This is a genomic window from Candidatus Limnocylindria bacterium (assembly GCA_036523395.1).
Classification (GTDB): domain Bacteria; phylum Chloroflexota; class Limnocylindria; order P2-11E; family P2-11E; genus CF-39.
Genome location: DATDEH010000072.1, coordinates 20,507 through 37,378, shown reverse-complemented (window position 1 = coordinate 37,378; position 16,872 = coordinate 20,507). Strand labels below are relative to the sequence as shown.

Below are 16,872 nucleotides of genomic sequence, written 5' to 3'. Positions count from 1 at the left end.
AAGAACGACCTCTCCATCTCAAGAGAAGTCGCCCTTGCGGGTCGACCCTCTCTCATCTTTCCCTGATCTTCAGGGCCGGAGTTGGCACCGTAGCGGGCCTCCGCTGGTTGCCGAGGCGTCATCGGGCCGTTCCCTCAGCCTCTTCTGGATGAAAAAGGAATCGCGTCTGAACTTTCGTCGAATCGTAACACGTACACTCTCGCCGTTCCCATGACCAAACGGCTCGTTGACCGGACCTTACGCGCGTTCACGGACGATCTGTCCTCCGATGCTCCGGTCCCCGGTGGAGGCAGCGCCGCAGCATACGCGGGCGCCCTCGGAGCGGCACTCGCGGCGATGGTCGCCCGCATCGCAGCCAAGAAGTCCGAAGATGGATGGTTCGCTGATTACGTCGCCGAGATGGAGAACCTGCGCGCCGACTTCCTCCGTCTGGTGGACGACGACAGCGCGGCGTACAGCGGCGTCGCGGAAGCGTTGAAGCTGCCGAAGTCGAATGACGACGAGAAACGCGAGCGGACCGAGCGCCTCCAGTCGGCTTTGCTCGCGGCCTCACGCGTTCCGCTCGAGGTCGCGAAGACGAGCCGGCGACTGCTCGACGCGTGCGAGCGCGGTATCGCCAAGGCGACACCGGCGACCGCGAGCGACATCGGGGTCGGCGCACTCATGGCCGAGGCGGCGCTGCGCGGTGCGTCGCTGAACGTGATGATCAACCTCGCGTCGGTGAAAGATCCCGCGCAGGTCAAGGCACTGTCGGAGGACCTCGATCGCGCGCTCGACGGCGCCGAAGCACAGCGCAAACGGATCACGGATTTCGTCGAGACGCGCATCGCGCGCTGATGCGACTGCTGCACGGGCGACCGCTCGCGGAGCAGTTGAACGCGCGCTCGCACGAACGATCCGACACACTGCGGGGCCGCGGCGTCCATCCGGCGCTGGCCACGATCTCGGCCGGCGTCGACCCCGCCGCGAACACGTATCTGCAGCGACTCGTGTCCGGCGGAAAGAGCCTCGGCATTGTCGTGCGCGACGTCTCGCTCGGTCGCGATGCGACCGAAGCCGCGGTGGTCGCCGAGCTGGAGCGCGCGAGTCGCGATCCTGTGATCCACGGCGTCCTGCTGTTGACGCCGCTGCCGGGAAAACTCGACGAGGGCCATCTCGTGGATCACATCGCGCCAACGAAGGACGTCGAGGGCGTGAGCCCGCACAGCGTCGGTCTGCTGTTCGATGGCCGTCCGCGTTTCGTCCCGTCGACCGCAGAGGCGATCGTCGAGCTTCTCAAGTTCCACGAGATACGACTGAGCGGTGCGAATGTGGTGGTCGTCGGGCGCAGCACTGTCGTCGGCCGTCCGGCCGCGGCGCTCCTCCTGAACGAGGACGCGACGGTGACCGTCGCGCACAGGCGCACTGGCGACGTCGGCGCTCTGACACGCCGCGCGTCCGTGATCGTCGTCGCCGTCGGGCGGGCGGGATTCCTGACGGGCGACATGGTCGCGCCCGGTGCGACCGTCATCGACGCGGGCATCAACATGACACCCGCTGGTCTCGCCGGCGACGTCGACGTCGATAGCGTCGCGAGCGTCGCGGGAGCGCTCAGCCCCGTGCCCGGAGGCGTCGGGACCGTGACGACCGCTCTGCTACTCAGGAATGTGCTGACCGCCGCGGAGGCGCAGACGGCGGGCGGCTAGCCGCATCCACGAACGTGCTTATCGAGCGGGTCGCCTCGAACGCCAGCGTCGCGAAACGCTCCGCCTCGACGAGATCGCCGCGTGCCTTAGCGGCGCGGCTGAGCCTCATGAGCACGTCTGCGAGCTCCGCCTTCGAGCCGAGGCTGCGGTATATGTCGGCCGCTTGTAGGAGTTCGCGAGTTGCCACCTCACCTTCGCCGCGATGCTCGAACACTTGTGAGAGCGCGACGTGACCGGCCGCAGCCGCCACCTGATTCTCGGCCGTCTTCCCGAGGGCCAGTGACTCCCGTGCGGCGTGCTCGGCCGTCGTCCAATCACCCAGCTTGGCAGCGCACTCGGACTTTGTGTTCAGGTAATGCGCGACGTACACGATCGGTCCGGCCATCCGACCGAGGTCGATCGCGCGGTCGGCATGCTCATACGCGGCCTGAACCCGACCGCCGTCGGCAGCGATCACAGCCAGCATGTTGTGGACGATCGCGGTCGCTGTCAGATCCCTGGCCACCTCGCTTGCCGCGAGAGCGCGTTGCAGATACGTGGTCGCGATCTCGAGATCGCCCTGAGCACGATGCGACACGGCTAAGGCGTAGTAGATCGCGAACAACGCGCTGAGGTCGCCGACGTCCTGAGCCCACTCGAGTGCGGAATTGAGGTAGCCAGCCGCTGCTTGAGGCTCACCGAGATCGACGCAAACTGCCCCGAGTGCTTGCAGCACGCGTATCCGTAGGAGGCGATCCCGATCGTTGCTCCGTTCGAGGGTTCCGAGCAGGGCGAGGAAGAGGTCCCGTGCGCGCAATGAGTCTCCGGTCCCGCGTGTCGCGGCCCCGAGCTCGTAGTCGATGGTGTGCGCTAACCCTGGGTCCTTGAGCTGCGCGGCGAGGCGCTGCGCGATCGTCAGATCTCGAAGGGCCCCACTCGGCCGCTCAGTCAGATTCAAGGCCCGCGCGCGCGCGAGGTGAAGGCGGCTGCGTTGATTCGTCGAAAGCGCATCGCGTTCGAGAAGCTCATCGGCCTGCCTGATGCAGTCCGCGGCGGTCATCCGCGACGCGAGAGCGATCGTGCGATCGACGTCGAATTCCTGCTCGCGACGAGAACGTGCGACCGCGGCGTCTTCCACGAAGTAGGAGGCCGCCTTCCCAAGCTTCGCGGCCATGTGCTCGAGGGATTTCATCGCGGGATGGATCTTCCCGAGCTCGATCGCGCTCACGTGGGCACGCGTGTAATACGGGGACCCCAGCTGAGCCTGGCTCAACCCCGCCGCGACGCGTGCCTCACGAAGGCGCTGACCGAGCTGGCGCAGTGCTGGAGAGTCCGGGGCCGCGCGATGCCGACGGGTGCGCGTGGGCACGGCGCCAGACGCTACGCCCGTCGCGCGCGGACGTCAACTGTAGATCGACAGTACGTTCTAGCGCCCGCGTGTCGCTAGAGCCGGACGACGGGTGGATTCGCCGGGTCCTCGAAGTGCGTCGAGTCGATGAAGCGGAGCTTCCCGAGCCGGCGATCCATCAGCACCGAGTGGGTCCGCGCGCCACCGGCGAAGAAACGAACGCCCTGCAGAAGATCGCCGTCGGTGACACCCGTCGCGACGAATCGCACATCGCGTCCGCTCGCAAGATCGTCGGTCCGGTACACGCGCCCGTCGTCGACGACGCCCATCTTCTTCGCGCGCTCGCGCTCCTCGTCGCTGCGGAACTTGAGACGGCCGAGGATCTCCGCACCGAGGCACTTCAGAGCTGCCGCTGCGAGCACGCCCTCGGGTGCGCCGCCGATGCCCATCACGGCGTGCACACCGGTGCCCGCCACGGCCACCGAGATCGCCGCCATGAGATCGCCGTCCTCGATGAGCTTGATGCGCGATCCGGCCGCGCGCAGCTGCGCGATGAGCTGTGCGTGACGCGGTCGGTCGAGTACGACGACGGTGAGGTCGTCGACATCGCGATTCAGCGACTTCGCGATGATCTTGAGGTTCTCCGCGACCGGGCGGTCGAGATCGACCTTCCCTGCCGCAGGTTTTCCCACCACGAGCTTGTCCATATAGGTGTCCGGCGCGTGCAGCAGGCCTCCGGGCTCCGACACGGCGATCGTCGCGAGCGCGTTCGCGCGGCCCTTCGCGACGGGGTTCGTCCCCTCGAGCGGGTCGACCGCGATGTCGACCTCGGGACCCTCGCCACGACCGACCTTCTCACCGATGTAGAGCATCGGTGCCTGGTCGCGCTCGCCCTCGCCGATGACGACGGTCCCGTGGAACGCGACCTCATCCATCGCCTTGCGCATCGCCTCGACCGCAGCTTCGTCAGCGCGGTCGTTGTCGCCGTGTCCCATCCAGTGCGCGGCCGAGATCGCCGCCGCTTCGGTGATGCGCACGAGCTCGAGGCTGGAAGTGCGATCGGTGGGGATCGGCGGACCGAGCATGGGCCAGACCCTATCGGCTTCCGCGCGCCGGTGCACGACCGCGTGCCAGTCGCTCGGCCGCGTCCTCGATGCGTGGTAAGGGGTAGCGGATCGCGGCATCTCGGTCGGCGTCCGACGTGCCCGCGAGCGTCTCGATGGCCTCGATGCCGGCTTCACGCATCGCCTCATGACCGGGACCGACCGTCCCCGCGACCGCGACGACGGGGACGCCGCGGCGTTTGGCGGCAACGGTCACGGCATGGGTGAGCTTGCCGTAGCTGCTCTGGCCATCGATCCGGCCCTCGCCGGTGATCACGAGGTCCGCTCCGACGAGACGCTTATCGAAACCGACGGCGTCGAGGACCAGGGCCGATCCGGAGACGAGCCGCGCATCGAGGAACGCGATGAGCCCCGCCCCGAGGCCGCCGGCCGCACCGGCACCCGGCACGCTCCGCACGTCGCGACCCACGAACGCTTCGACGACGTCGGCATACCGCGTGAGGGCGGCTTCGAGCGCGCGTTGGATCTCCGGCGTCGCGCCCTTCTGCGGTCCGTAGACCGCTGTGGCGCCCTCGGGACCGAGCAGCGGATTGCGCACATCGCACGCGACGTCGATGGCGGGCCGGATGAGGCGTGGATCGGTCTGTCCCTCGATGCGCGCGAGATGCACGAGCGCGCCTCCACCCTCGGCGAGCTCGGCACCGTGCGCGTCGAAGAATCGATAGCCGAACGCGCGCGCCATGCCCGCGCCGCCGTCGTTCGTCGCGCTGCCGCCGATCCCGATCACGATCCGCTGCGCACCCGACGCGGCTGCGGCCAGGATGAGCTCGCCCGTGCCGCGCGTCGATGTGATGCGCGGATCTCGCTCAACCACTCGAAGCAGCGGCAACCCGCTCGCGGCAGCCATCTCGAGGACCGCGGTGACGCGGTCACCGAGCACGCCCCACTGCGCGTCGATCTCGCGTCCGAGCGGATCGTGCACGCGAGCGCCACGCATCTCACCACCGGTCGCTCGCACGAGGGCAAGCGTCGTCCCCTCTCCCCCATCGGCGAGCGGTAGCTCGACGCAAACGGCGCGTGGCCATGTGCGCCGCACGCCGCGCGCGATCGCGCTCGCGACCGCGACCGCGTCGGCACTGCCTTTGAACGATTGGGGAGCGATCACGACCCGCGGCGCGTCGCGCTCGGGCACGCGGGAATGATAGGTACGATGCGGACGTTCTTCCTGCGTGCCCCCTAGACTCGGAAGCACGTGACCCTCACGACCGGGCCTGACGCGGGCTGTACCCCGCGCGCCCCCGCCGAGCTCTCCGGAGCGTGGTCGCAGATCGCCGAGCGGCGATCGCCAGCGAGCATCTTCCTCACTCCGGAGTGGATGGCGGTGGCGCGCGAACACGACAGCGCCGAGGCGATCACCCTCGCGGTGGGCCACGCGCCGCACGGTATCGCCGCGCTGGCGCGTGACATGGACGGCACGCTCCGCTTCGCCGGCGGCGAGCTGACCGATGAACAGGACGTGGTCGCCCCGGTCGGCAAGGAGCGCGCAGTTGCGACAGCGGTCGCGGAGTGGATCGCCGGCGAGCGGCCGCGGCGCGTCCGCCTCGAGTTCGTCCCGGAAAGCGCGCCAACGCTCGAGGCCATCGCTTCGGTGCTCGCTACGCGCCGCTATCGGGTCGAGCGCTCACGGCTGATCACCAGCCCCCGCCTCGGTCTGCCGGGCGACTTCGAGACGTACGTGCAGAGTCTGGGAAAGAAGGAGCGGCACGAGCTGCGCCGGAAGATCCGCCGCCTCGAGAACGCGACGCAAGCGACGTTCCGGTGGGCCACGGACGCCGAGCGCGGCGCGACTCTCGATCGCTTCTTCTCGCTGCACCGCCTCTCGCGCGGTGAGAAAGCCGACTTCATGACACCGGACGTCGAGCATTTCTTCCGCGACATCGCCGACGCGCTTGCCCCGCTGGGACGCCTCCGTCTCGGCGTGCTGCGCGCGCACGACCAGGATGCCGCGGTGCTCTTCGCGTTCGCGTACCGCGGAACGCTCGCGCTGTACAACGCGGCCTACGATCCCGCGCTCGCCTCACTGTCGATCGGGATCGTGAGCCACGCCTGGGCGATCCGCGAGGCGATCGCGGAGCGCTTCGATACGTACGACCTGCTGCGCGGCGACGAGCCGTACAAGTACGACCTCGGCGCGACGGACCGCTGGCTCGCGAAGCTCGAGGCCTCTCTGTCGTGACTCGCCGCATCGCGATGCTGTCGGTCCACGCATGTCCGCTCGCAAAGCTTGGCGGTCGAGACTCGGGTGGCATGAATGTCTACGTTCGCGAGCTGGCGCGCGTACTCGGGAAGCGCGGCGTCGAGGTGGACGTCTTCACCCGCTGGCGCGAGAAGTACGACCCGCGGATCCAACAGCTCGGCGAGAACGCGCGCGTGGTCCACATCGAGTCGGGGCCGATCGGCTACTGGCCGAAGATGGACGTGTACGACCACCTCGACGAGTTCACCGCGAAGCTCGACGAGTACGTCGCCGCCGAAGGTCGGTCCTACGACCTGATCCACGCGCACTACTGGCTCTCGGCGAGCGTCGCGCGCACCCTCGCCGCCCGCTGGCGCGTGCCGAGCATCCAGATGTTCCACACCCTCGGCCTGGTGAAGCGCGAGGTGATGGACGAGGACATCGACGGCGAGAGCGACGTGCGCATCACCATCGAGCGCGAGGCCGTCCAGGAATCCGCGGCGATCGTAGCGGCGAGCGAGATCGAGCTCGGCGAGCTGCGCGAGCTCTACGGCGCGGACGGGGCGAAGGTCCACATCATCCCGTGCGGCGTCGACCCGACGCTGTTCCATCCGATCCGGCAGGCCGATGCGCGCGAGAAGCTCGGACGCGACCAGTGCCAGCGCATCGTGCTGTTCGTGGGTCGCATCGAGCAGATCAAGGGGATCGACGTCCTGCTGCGCGCGCTCGGGCTGCTGTTCCAGCGCCGGCCGGACCTTCGCAGCGATGTCTGCCTCCTCGTCGTCGGCGGAGCTCTCGACCCGGGTGACGACGCGCCCGAGACCGACAAGATCGTCGAGCTCCGGCGGCTCGTGCACGAGCATCGCCTGGAGGCGAACGTCAACTTCGTCGGCTCGCTCGATCAGGAGACGCTCGCGCTCTACTACGCCGCGGCCGATGTCTGCGCGGTCCCATCACTAACAGAATCGTTCGGGCTCGTCGCCCTCGAGGCCATGGCCTGCGGCACACCGGTCGTCGGCACGCGCGTCGGCGGCCTTCAGACGCTGATCGAGCACGGCGAGTCCGGCCTGCTCGTTCCCGCCGGCGACGACCAGGCGCTCGCCGACGCGATCGAGCAGGTGCTCACGGACCACCGTCTGCGGATGCATCTCGCGCACGGCGCGCGCGATCGCGCCGAGCACTACACCTGGCAGAACGTTGGCGACAAGATCAACGCGCTCTACGACCTGGTTCTGGCATCCTCACCGGCGGTGAAGGTCTAGTCGTGCCCGACGCGTTCGCGATCCCCAAGCGCGCGATGGCGGTCGTCGCGCATCCCGACGACGTCGACTTCGGCTGCTCGGGGACACTCGCGGCATTCATCGAGCGAGGGACGCACGTGACGTACTGCCTCCTCACCAGCGGGGACAAGGGCACGCACGATCCGAAGATGCCGCCCGAGACCCTCGCCGAGACGCGCGAGAAGGAGCAGCGGGCCGCCGGTGAGGCGATCGGCGTCAAGGAGTTCGTGTTCCTGCGTCACCACGACGGCGAGCTCGAGCGATCCATGGCCCTTCGTGAAGAGGTGTGCCTCGCGATCCGGATGCACAAGCCGGATCTCGTCTTCACCAACGATCCGTGGAGCCACTACCAGATCCATCCGGATCACCGGGTCGCGGGGTGGTCCGGCATGGACGGCGTCATTGCCGCTCGCGATCACCTGTTCTTTCCCGACCAGCTGAGCGGCGGCAAGCTCGCGAAGCATCGGGTCTCGCGCGTCCTCCTCTTCGGCTCACGCGAGCCGAACGTGTGGTTCGACATCAGCGGCACACTCGATAGGAAGATCAAGGCGCTCCAGGCACACCGCTCGCAGCTCGGCGGCCGCACCGAATTCCCGAAGCGGATGCGGGCGTGGGCGAAGAGCATCGGCGCGACGTGGAACCTCCCGGCCGCGGAGGCGTTCCGCTACATCGAGCTCGCCTAGCCTCAGGGCGCCCGGCGGACCTCGATCGCTGGGAACCCCGCAGGTCGCATCGGTCCGACCGGACCCAGCGGGACGCCCGACGTGCCGAAGCCGACGATCCGCTTCGCGAGCTCGCCTCCGGCGGAGAGCTCATCCATCGCGGCGTCGAAGTGCTCCGGCGTCACGGCCCGCGATCCCGCGATCGCCGCGAGGAGCGCGGCCTTACGCAGCAGCTCCTTGATGTACGCCGGACTTGCTCCGTCGGTCTTCTCGACGTAACGCGCGAAGTCGACGCCCTCTAGCGTGAGTCCGCGCGCATAGAGCTCGAGTAGGCGTGCGCGCCCTCGAGCATCTGGGACAGGCAGCTCGACGACCAGGTCCACACGTCCAGGACGAGCCGCGAGTGCCGGCTCGAGGATGTCCGGCCGGTTCGTCGTCAGGATGAAGAGCACGTCGGCGTCATCGGCAAGGCCATCGAGCTGGTTGAGCAGCTCGAATAAGAGCGGGCTCGCCTGCTGGCCCGGCATGCCGCGCTCCTGCGCGATGAGGTCGACGTCCTCGACAACGACGGTCGCGGGCGCCAGCACTCTGGCGAATTGACCGATCGTGCCGAGACCGCCCATGCCGAGGCCGGTCACGATGATCAGCGTCCTGCCGGTCATCTGCGTGGCGAGATACATGACGGTCAGCGTCTTGCCGGTGCCAGGCGGACCGTAGAGGAGGATGCCGCGCTTCAGCGAGCGCTTCGCCGCGACCAGCGCCGCAGCGTGGTCGGAGAAGCGCACCGCGTGCTGCTCGATCCGCTCGAGCACGCCGTCGGGTAGTACGACCTCGTCGCGGCGCACGCTGGGCAGCCGGTGGAACTTCACGAGCGACTGCACTCCGTACTGGCCAGGTGCGAGCGAGATCGCTTTGCCGCGGTAGACGTTGAGCTCCTTACTCGCGGCAGTGAGATCGCGCAGCAGCGCGAGAGCGGCATCGCGGCGGGAGCACGCGACCTCGACGCGAAGCCGGGTCCGCGGCCCCATCTCCAGGGTCGGGGGCCCGACCACGAAGACGGTCATCCGATCGTCGCCTGAGGTCACAAAGAAGAGCCCGTACTGGACGCACGCGAGGGTCCGGTCGCCCTCGAGATGGAAGTTCACATAGTCGACGGGGCCTTCCGAGATCCGTCCGTATGGGCTGTTCGTCGCCAGGAGATCCGAGAACGCGAACTGCTGCCATCGTTTGTTCGGAGCGGAGAAGCCGACGAGATCAGCACTCCGGCCGTTCGAATAGAGCACCTTGTCGAGCGCGACCTGGACATTCGGATGCTCGTAGTTGTCGAAGTCCTCGCTGACGATGGGCATGCGGCCGGGATCGCCGCCCAGATGCGCGCGCAGTCGCTCGAGCAGTGGGCTGCTCTCTTTCGCCGCCTCAGCGTTCATCGCATCGATGAAGCGTTTGAACGAGGACGCGAATTCCCGGGTCGACGCACCGTTCGGATCGGTCATGCCGGAGAGGTTACGACCGGGAAAAAACTGGTGTCGCGGGCTGGCTAATGCTTGAAATGTCGCCTGCCCGTGAACAGCATTGCCATGCGGTGCTTGTTGGCCGTCTCGATCATCATCGCGTCGCGCAGCGAGCCACCGGGCTGGATGATCGCGGTCACGCCGGCTCGCGCGGCGACCTCGATGCCGTCCGGGAACGGGAAGTACGCGTCGGAGGCCATGACCGCCAGGCGCGCGTTCTCGCCCGCCTTGCGCACGGCGACCTCGACCGCGACCACCCGCGAGAGCTGACCGGGACCGACACCGACGCTCGCAAGGCCCTTCACGAGGACGATGGCGTTCGAGGTGACGTGGCGAACGCATCGCCACGCGAACAGCAGGTCGGTGAGCTCCTCGAGCGTTGGGGTGCGCTCGGTGACGACCTTGAAGTTGCCCTCTTCGGTCACGGACTCGTCCGGCGTCTGCACCAGGATGCCGCCGGAGACCTTCTTCAGATCGAGCGCGTGATCGTCGGTGCGGCGGACACGACGGCCGTCAACGAGCGCGTTCGGTACCCCGAGGATCTCCAGGTTCTTGCGCTGACGAAGGAGCGGTAGGGCGTCGTCGTCGTACCCCGGCGCGATGATCGCCTCGTAGAACGTGTCCTGCATCGCCTCGGCGAGCTCGCGAGTGACCTGGCGGTTCGCGCCAACGATGCCGCCGAACGCCGAGACCGAGTCGGCCATGAACGCCCTGCGGTACGCCTTGGTGATGTCGCTCTCCGACGCGATGCCGGATGGGTTCTGATGCTTCACGATCGCGACGGTCGGCTGCGCGAAGTCGGACACGATGCGCCACGCCGCATTGATGTCGAGCACGTTGTTGAAGCTCGCCGCGCGTCCGTGGATCTGCTCCATCGAGACCATCGCGCCGCTCTCTTCACCCCGGATCGCGTAGAAGGCCGCCTGCTGATGCGGGTTCTCGCCGTACCGAAGGTCGCGCACCTTGCGGAGCGACAGTGTCATGTCGTCGGGGAACTGGATGCCGGCCTCGCCGACGAAGCGCGCCGCGATCGTCGCGTCGTACGCCGCGGTGTGCGAGAACGCCTCGGCGGCGAGGAGCCGGCGTGTCTCTAGTGAAACATTGCCTCGGCCCTTGAGCTCGTCGAGCACGGCACCGTACCGGTCCGGCCTCGCGATCACGACGACGTCCTGATAGTTCTTCGCCGCGGCGCGCAGCAGGGTCGCGCCGCCGATGTCGATCTGCTCCTGAAGCTCGAGACCTCGCTTACCTGCGGCTGCGGCCTTTGCGTACGGATACAGGTTGACCGCTACGAGGTCGATCGGCTCGATGCCCTCGCGCGCGAGCTCGGCCCGGTGCGACTCGTTGTCCCGCCGCGCCAGGAGCGCGGCATGGATGCGCGGATGCAGCGTCTTCACGCGACCGCCGAGCAGCACCGGCGAGCCGGTCTGCTCTTCGACTGCCTTCGAGTCAACGCCCTCCATCGCGAGGGCGGCACGCGTGCCGTCGGTCGCGATGAGATCCCAGCCGAGCTCGCGCAGACCGCGCGCGAACGCGACGAGACCGGTCGTATCAGAAGCTGAGAGGAGTGCTCGCACGGTGTCTCCTGTCAATCCCGCTGGCGGTCGCTAGCATAGCCGGACCGTGCCGTTCGACCTCGGTCACTTCATTGACCGTTTTTCCCAGCCCTTCAATACCGAGTCACGGTTCTATTGGCCCGCTGTTTACGCGGTCGCGATATCCCTTGTCGCGAACGTCGTTTGGTACAACTGGCGGCGCCGCGGACCCGTGCCTCCGGCTGAGAACACGCTCAAATCGTGGGCGTTCTGGACCAACATCGTGTTCCTCATCGTGCTCATGGTTTGGATCATCGCGAAGTTGCCGTTCTGGGTGATCGGCGTCACGATCGCGGCGAACATCGCGGCGCTCGGACTGATGTATCTCTACGTGCTACCGCCGCAGGAAGCTGCCTGGGAACGCGAGCAGCGCCGTCAGCGTTACTTCCCACAGCCGGAGCGGCGCAAGAAGCGGCGGCGGCGCTAGATCACTCCGGCGCCGCGTACGCGACGCTGAAGTCCTGATAACGCCGCACACCGCCGAGATCCATGCGCTCGACGCGCTCGACGCGGGCCAGGCTCGGTCCGCGTGCCAGCCATCGCTCAAGTAGAGCGAGAGCATCCGCGTCGCCTTCGGCAACGAGCTCGACCGCATCGTCGTCGGTATTCCAAACGCAGCCCGTGAGTCCGTGAGCCGTCGCCTCGCGCACCGCGGCGGCGCGGAAGTTCACGCCCTGCACGAGACCGCGCACGACGAAACGCGCTCGCGTCATGCGCGGCGCTTGCGCCTCGCGAGCATGTCATCGAGAGCGGCGGTGTTCGCGATCGAAGCGCGCGTGGCCCAGCCGCGACGCGCGGTCGCGACCGCGTACTCCATCCAGTCGATCTCTTCGGTACGGTGCGCGTCGGAGTTCGCGACGAGCGTCACTCCTTTGTCCAGCGCCTTCCGTACCCAGACGTCCGGGAGGTCGAGCCGCTCGGGTCCACCGTTGATCTCGATCCACGTCCCCGTCAGGGCGGCCGCGTCGATGAGCGCCTGGAGATCGAGTGCGTGTGGATCGCGCCGCTCGAGGAGCCGCCCGGTCGGATGTGAGATCTGGGTGACGAGCGGATGCCGCATCGCGGTGAGCACCCGCTCGGTCATGACGTCGCGCGTCTGGCCGAACGCGGAGTGCACCGACGCGCTCACGATGTCGAAGCGCGCCAGCATCTCGTCGGGGTAGTCGAGCGTCCCGTTCGCTCGGATATCGACCTCGGTGCCCACGAGGATCCGGAACGGCGCGAGCTCCTCACTGAGCCGACGGGCCTCCTCGATCCGGGCGGTGATGCGCTCGGGACCGAGACCATTCACCAAGCCCAGGCCGGGCGAGTGGTCGGTGACGGCGTAGTACGAGTAGCCCTTGTCGCGCGCGCGGCGCGCCATGTCGGCGAGCGTGTCGCGGCCGTCGGTCCAGTTCGTATGGGTGTGGAGATCGCCCCGCATGTCAGCGAGAGTGACGAGCGCCGGAAGGGTGTGCGCGATCGCGGCGTCGATCTCGCCGTGATCCTCGCGCAGCTCCGGCGCGATGAGGTCCATCCCCAGCGCGGCGTAGATCTCCTCTTCCGTGCGCGAGGCGATCTCCTGACCGCGTGCCTCCGCGCCCACCCGGTAGAGCCCGTACTCGTTGAGCAGGAGCTTCTTCTTCAGCGCGTGGCCGCGCAGCCGGACGTTGTGCTCCTTCGACCCAGTGAAATAGACCATCGCGGCGCCCCAGGAGTCCGGCGGCACGACGCGCAGGTCGATCTGCAGGCCGCGCGCGACGATCACCGACGTCTTCGTCTCCCCCTTCGCGAGCACGCGCTCCACCGCGGGTGCTCGCACGAGCGCGTCCATCACCGGCCCCGGCGTGGTCGACGCGACGAGCAGATCGATGTCGCCGATCGTCTCGCGGTAGCGCCGCAGGCTCCCCGCGATGGAGACCGCCTCGATCCGTGTCTCCTGCCGCAGCCAATCGACCATCGAGCTCGCGGCCTCGCGAGCGTGGTGCACCAGAGTGCGGCCACTGCGCTGCTTGAGTGACGTGATCGACTTGAGGATGTTCTCCTCGGTCTTCGCCTGGATCTTGGGCAGCTCACGCAGGCGATGGGCCTTCGCGGCCTCCTCGAGATCGTCGACGGTCGTGATCCTCAGGTTGTCGTAGATGATCCGCGCGGTCGCCGGTCCGACGCCCGGCACGCTCAGGAGCGTGAGGAGACCGGTGGGCACCGCGGCCTTGAGCTCCTCGTGACGCTGCGACGTTCCCGTGCTGACGAGCTGGACGATCGCGTCGCGGACCGACGGACCGACCTTGGGTATCTCGCCGAGGCGATCCTGCTCGACCAGCGCGGCGATCGGCTCGCGCAGATCGCGGATCGCGCGAGCGACGGCCCGGTAAGTGACCGCGCGGAAGACGTTCTCGCCCTTTAACTCGAGGAGATCGCCGATCTCATCAAGGACCGCGGCGACGCCTTCGTTGTCATACGTGACGGCATCGCGGGGCACGAGCGAAATCTTAGCGAGCGCGCGAGAGCGTCGCGCTAGGTGCGGTTGGTGGACACCGGGGTGCGCGCGAGCTCGAGGTAGCGGAAGGCCTGATCGGTCTCGCCGCGCGCGCGCAGCTTCATCGCGTACTCGGCAGCGAACGTCGAGAGGTTCGGGTGGTCGCCCACCTCCACAAGGAGCTCGACGGCCTTGCGGTACGCGCGGTCGCTCGCGGTGAACGCCTTGAGCGCGTCGTTCGCCGCGCCGATGACGCGGAGCGCGTCGGCGCGCTGCACGGGCTGATCGGTGAGGACTTTCTCGGCGTGGCGCGCGATGTTCAGCGCCTGCTCCGCGTCGCCATTCACGAGGGCGATCCGCGCGATCACAAGCTCGGCGACGACGACCATTCCTTCGTCGTGGACCATGCGGGCCGTCGCTGCGCCACGCTGGGCGAGCTCACGTGCCTCATCGGTCTTGCCCATCTCGAAGTGGATCGACGAGAGCGAGTGCAGCACCTGGAGCTGGAACGTGGTGTCTTCAACACGGGTGAAGAGATCGAGCGCGCGGCGGTAGTTCGCGATCGCGCCGTCGAGCTCACCAGCGTCATAGAGAGAGACCGCAACACCCATGTAGCCCTGCGCCGCGAGGCGGAGCTCGTCGATGCCGCTCGCGAGGTCCAGCGCCGAGACATAGGTCTGCATGGCCTTGGCGGTACGGTTCAGACGGCGATAGGCGGTGCCGAGCGCGACGAGGATGCGTGCGCGTAGACGGGGATCGCTGACCTCGTGCCGCTCCATCGCGTCGCGCGCCGCCTCGAGCGCCTCCGCTGCGGCGACGTACTGACCGATCTGTCCGTACGCGATGCCACGGAGGTGCAGAAGGTGCGCGACCTCGGCGGCGTCCGCCGTCGCGTCGATGAGCGAGAGCGCCTCGCCGATGCGGTCGAAGGCGACCTCACGATTTCCGGTGTTCATCTCTGCTTGCGCCAGGAAGCGCAGCAGCGTCGCGCGCTCGCGCTTCTCGGGCTTGTCCACGAGGGCCTGGGTCACTTCATCCCGGACGACGGTCCAGTCGCGCCGCTCGGCGGCGGCTTCCGCGGCCAAACGGTGGAAAACAAGACGTTTCGACGTGGCGAGCGGCTCGTCGCCGAGGAAGTAATCCAGGCTCTTACCGAGCCGCGCCGCGAGGATCTGGAGCGAACGAACAGATGGGCGAACGAGGCCGGATTCGACCTGGCTGATGAACCCCTTGGTGAGCTCCTCGCCGGCCAGCTGAGCCTGGCTCATGCCTCTTTCGCGTCGCGCTTCGCGTACGCGGGCCCCGAGTCCGTTCGTCCCGTTAGGTTTCGCCAGCATGTCAGTGGTCGTCACATCGCTCCAATGTCACCGAACTGACAGACAGGCGTCCTGTTTCGCATTGCGCCTGCATGTTCAGCGTTCGTAGACTCGCCAGACGATAGCCAACCCCTCTCAGCGGGCACAATCCGCCGAACGGGGGAGGGAACGAGGGGAGACAGAGGTGACACCACTTCGGAAGCGACTCATGGGCGCCCTGGTGATGACGCTCATGATCCTCGCGCTCACAGCGAACGTGGCGGCTGCGGACGACGGTGGATCGTCCCTCAACGTCGTGCCGTACGACCCGGGACTTCCCGGTGCCGAGGCACCGCAGCCAGCGCCCGCGCCCTGGCCGTTCACCGAATAGCCCTGAGGGGCGGTCGGTCGGGCGCTTCGACATACTGACGTCGTGCCCGTTACATCCACAGATCGCCGGCAGCGCATCGAGATCGACGGCAAGCCTTTTCTGTTCCAGCACGGCTACCGCTTTGGCAAGGTCACGTACATCACGCGGCTACCGCTCGACAAGAGCATGACGGTCTTCGCGCCCGGGCACCTCTCCGCAAGCGAGGTCGAGTCGGTCGTCCGCGGGGACAACCCCTGGATGCTGGACTAGACAGGACAGACGGCGGTGCGCGCGGTCGTTCAGCGTGTGCGCTCCGCTTCCGTTCACGTCGCGGAGGAGACCCTCGCGACGATCGGGCCGGGTCTCAGCGTGCTCCTCGGCGTCGCGGCCGACGATCGGCCCGAGGACGGCGAGCGCATCGCGGCGAAGATCCTCGCTCTGCGGATCTTCGATGACGGCCGCGGCCGCCTCGACCGCACACTGAAGGACACCGGCGGAAGCGTCCTCGTCATCCCCCAGTTCACTCTCTACGGCGACGTCCGCCACGGGCGGCGGCCGGACTTCACTGCGGCCGCGGCACCGGAGCTCGGCCGGCGGCTCTTCGAAGCGTTTTGCGGCGTGCTCCGCGGCGCGAACGCCGCCGTCGCCCAGGGACGATTCGGGGCCGATATGCGCATCGTCCTGGAGGCGGACGGCCCGGTGACGCTGGTGCTCTCGACCGACGGGTGGGCGCAGGCGGACCTCGGCCGCAAGGCCTGATGGATCACGCGGAGCACGTTCGCCTCCTTCGGGACGGAGTCACGCGCGGCGGGAGGTGGGCCGACCTCGGCGCCGGGACGGGCGCCTTCACGCTCGCGCTCGCGGAGCTCGTCGGACCTGAAGGCGAGGTCGTCGCGGTCGACCGTGACCGCGGCGCGCTGCGCCAGCTCGAGCGCGCGGTTCGACCGGGTGGCGCGACGGTCCGCACGCTTGCCGCGGACTTCACGAAGGCGGTCGACCTCGCGTCCCTCGACGGTGTCGTGATGGCGAACTCGTTGCATTTCGTTCGCGACAAGGCGCCGGTGCTCGAGATCGTGCGTACGATGCTCAAGCCATCCGGACGCCTGCTGCTCGTGGAATACGACGCCGATCACGGGAACACGTGGGTCCCGCACCCGCTGACGTTCGAGACGTGGCGCGCGCTCGCCGATGCGAACGGTTTCACAGGCACGCGCGAGCTCGCGAGCGTACCCAGCAGATTCCTCCGGCGGATCTACTCGGCGGCGAGCATCAGGGTCTGACAGGCACGAGGCCGTAGGTTTTCGGCCCGCCTGAACGTCTTTCTCGGCGATGGATCAGGCTGAACGCGATGCCCTAGACCGTCTCGCGAGCGGGGAGGCGGTCGACCCT

Annotated in this window: 18 protein-coding genes and 1 riboswitch; of the genes, 10 read left to right on the top strand and 8 right to left on the bottom strand. The window is 68.0% G+C overall.

Annotated elements, in window-relative coordinates; all coding sequences use genetic code 11:
* Positions 1-49 precede the first annotated feature (49 nt).
* Positions 50-155, bottom strand: a riboswitch (SAM riboswitch).
* Positions 156-210: 55 nt separating this feature from the next.
* The gene (locus VI056_09365; protein ID HEY6203240.1) at positions 211-837 is read left to right on the top strand and encodes a cyclodeaminase/cyclohydrolase family protein; all 627 of its coding nucleotides are present in this window, start codon (positions 211-213) and stop codon (positions 835-837) included.
* Positions 837-1,685 (top strand): bifunctional 5,10-methylenetetrahydrofolate dehydrogenase/5,10-methenyltetrahydrofolate cyclohydrolase, encoded by an 849-nt coding sequence (locus tag VI056_09360; protein ID HEY6203239.1) that lies wholly within the window; start codon positions 837-839, stop codon positions 1,683-1,685. The genes VI056_09365 and VI056_09360 overlap by 1 nt, the downstream gene beginning before the upstream one ends.
* Here the strand turns inward: VI056_09360 and VI056_09355 are convergent.
* From VI056_09355 to VI056_09345, 3 genes are all read right to left on the bottom strand, one after another.
* Positions 1,639-3,033, bottom strand: coding sequence for a tetratricopeptide repeat protein (locus VI056_09355; protein ID HEY6203238.1), 1,395 nt, complete (start codon positions 3,031-3,033; stop codon positions 1,639-1,641). The genes VI056_09360 and VI056_09355 overlap by 47 nt on opposite strands.
* A gap of 74 nt (positions 3,034-3,107) precedes the next feature.
* Positions 3,108-4,097: a class II fructose-bisphosphatase gene (gene glpX / locus VI056_09350; protein HEY6203237.1), complete on the bottom strand. Its 990-nt coding sequence runs from the start codon at positions 4,095-4,097 to the stop codon at positions 3,108-3,110.
* A gap of 10 nt (positions 4,098-4,107) precedes the next feature.
* Complete coding sequence (locus VI056_09345; GenBank protein ID HEY6203236.1) at positions 4,108-5,268, bottom strand: glycerate kinase; 1,161 nt, start codon at positions 5,266-5,268, stop codon at positions 4,108-4,110.
* A gap of 60 nt (positions 5,269-5,328) precedes the next feature.
* On the opposite strand from VI056_09345, the gene VI056_09340 reads away from it, so the two are divergent.
* From VI056_09340 to VI056_09330, 3 genes are all read left to right on the top strand, one after another.
* Positions 5,329-6,312 carry a GNAT family N-acetyltransferase gene (locus tag VI056_09340; GenBank protein ID HEY6203235.1) on the top strand — a complete coding sequence of 328 codons (984 nt, stop codon included), beginning with the start codon at positions 5,329-5,331 and terminating at the stop codon, positions 6,310-6,312.
* Positions 6,313-6,383: 71 nt separating this feature from the next.
* On the top strand, positions 6,384-7,574 hold the full coding sequence (locus VI056_09335) for a glycosyltransferase (GenBank protein HEY6203234.1): 1,191 nt from the start codon (positions 6,384-6,386) through the stop codon (positions 7,572-7,574).
* 2 nt (positions 7,575-7,576) lie between these two features.
* Positions 7,577-8,275: a PIG-L deacetylase family protein gene (locus VI056_09330; GenBank protein ID HEY6203233.1), complete on the top strand. Its 699-nt coding sequence runs from the start codon at positions 7,577-7,579 to the stop codon at positions 8,273-8,275.
* Positions 8,276-8,277: 2 nt separating this feature from the next.
* Here VI056_09330 and VI056_09325 read toward each other — a convergent pair whose 3' ends face one another.
* Together VI056_09325 and purH are read right to left on the bottom strand one after the other, a co-directional pair.
* The gene (locus VI056_09325; GenBank protein ID HEY6203232.1) at positions 8,278-9,747 is read right to left on the bottom strand and encodes an AAA family ATPase; all 1,470 of its coding nucleotides are present in this window, start codon (positions 9,745-9,747) and stop codon (positions 8,278-8,280) included.
* A 44-nt stretch (positions 9,748-9,791) separates the two neighbouring features.
* Positions 9,792-11,342, bottom strand: a complete 1,551-nt coding sequence (gene purH / locus VI056_09320) for a bifunctional phosphoribosylaminoimidazolecarboxamide formyltransferase/IMP cyclohydrolase (protein HEY6203231.1) — start codon at positions 11,340-11,342, stop codon at positions 9,792-9,794.
* A gap of 46 nt (positions 11,343-11,388) precedes the next feature.
* On the opposite strand from purH, the gene VI056_09315 reads away from it, so the two are divergent.
* Positions 11,389-11,787: a hypothetical protein gene (locus tag VI056_09315; protein ID HEY6203230.1), complete on the top strand. Its 399-nt coding sequence runs from the start codon at positions 11,389-11,391 to the stop codon at positions 11,785-11,787.
* A gap of 1 nt (position 11,788) precedes the next feature.
* Here the strand turns inward: VI056_09315 and VI056_09310 are convergent, their stop codons facing one another.
* From VI056_09310 to VI056_09300, 3 genes are read right to left on the bottom strand one after another with little or no spacing between them, the layout of a single operon-like run.
* Positions 11,789-12,073, bottom strand: coding sequence for an acylphosphatase (locus tag VI056_09310; protein HEY6203229.1), 285 nt, complete (start codon positions 12,071-12,073; stop codon positions 11,789-11,791).
* Positions 12,070-13,821, bottom strand: a complete 1,752-nt coding sequence (gene polX / locus VI056_09305; GenBank protein ID HEY6203228.1) for a DNA polymerase/3'-5' exonuclease PolX — start codon at positions 13,819-13,821, stop codon at positions 12,070-12,072. Before polX ends, VI056_09310 begins: the two co-directional genes overlap by 4 nt.
* Positions 13,822-13,856: 35 nt before the next feature.
* Positions 13,857-15,155 (bottom strand): tetratricopeptide repeat protein, encoded by a 1,299-nt coding sequence (locus tag VI056_09300; protein ID HEY6203227.1) that lies wholly within the window; start codon positions 15,153-15,155, stop codon positions 13,857-13,859.
* Positions 15,156-15,318: 163 nt separating this feature from the next.
* Between VI056_09300 and VI056_09295 the strand changes: the two genes are divergently transcribed.
* From VI056_09295 to VI056_09280, 4 genes are read left to right on the top strand one after another with little or no spacing between them, the layout of a single operon-like run.
* On the top strand, positions 15,319-15,504 hold the full coding sequence (locus VI056_09295; GenBank protein HEY6203226.1) for a hypothetical protein: 186 nt from the start codon (positions 15,319-15,321) through the stop codon (positions 15,502-15,504).
* Positions 15,505-15,546: 42 nt separating this feature from the next.
* On the top strand, positions 15,547-15,753 hold the full coding sequence (locus VI056_09290) for a hypothetical protein (protein ID HEY6203225.1): 207 nt from the start codon (positions 15,547-15,549) through the stop codon (positions 15,751-15,753).
* Between the two features lie 15 nt (positions 15,754-15,768).
* Complete coding sequence (gene dtd, locus VI056_09285; protein ID HEY6203224.1) at positions 15,769-16,242, top strand: D-aminoacyl-tRNA deacylase; 474 nt, start codon at positions 15,769-15,771, stop codon at positions 16,240-16,242.
* Positions 16,242-16,763: a class I SAM-dependent methyltransferase gene (locus VI056_09280; protein HEY6203223.1), complete on the top strand. Its 522-nt coding sequence runs from the start codon at positions 16,242-16,244 to the stop codon at positions 16,761-16,763. Before dtd ends, VI056_09280 begins: the two co-directional genes overlap by 1 nt.
* Positions 16,764-16,872 lie beyond the last annotated feature (109 nt).

What these genes read in the sequence shown, in the direction of transcription:
- VI056_09365 (HEY6203240.1), top strand. Translation starts at nt 211, where the DNA reads ATGACCAAACGGCTCGTTGACCGGACCTTACGCGCGTTCACGGACGAT.
- VI056_09360 (HEY6203239.1), top strand. Translation starts at nt 837, where the DNA reads ATGCGACTGCTGCACGGGCGACCGCTCGCGGAGCAGTTGAACGCGCGC.
- glpX (HEY6203237.1), bottom strand. Translation starts at nt 4,097, where the DNA reads ATGCTCGGTCCGCCGATCCCCACCGATCGCACTTCCAGCCTCGAGCTC.
- VI056_09335 (HEY6203234.1), top strand. Translation starts at nt 6,384, where the DNA reads ATGAATGTCTACGTTCGCGAGCTGGCGCGCGTACTCGGGAAGCGCGGC.
- VI056_09325 (HEY6203232.1), bottom strand. Translation starts at nt 9,747, where the DNA reads ATGACCGATCCGAACGGTGCGTCGACCCGGGAATTCGCGTCCTCGTTC.
- VI056_09310 (HEY6203229.1), bottom strand. Translation starts at nt 12,073, where the DNA reads ATGACGCGAGCGCGTTTCGTCGTGCGCGGTCTCGTGCAGGGCGTGAAC.
- VI056_09300 (HEY6203227.1), bottom strand. Translation starts at nt 15,155, where the DNA reads ATGCTGGCGAAACCTAACGGGACGAACGGACTCGGGGCCCGCGTACGC.
- VI056_09280 (HEY6203223.1), top strand. Translation starts at nt 16,242, where the DNA reads ATGGATCACGCGGAGCACGTTCGCCTCCTTCGGGACGGAGTCACGCGC.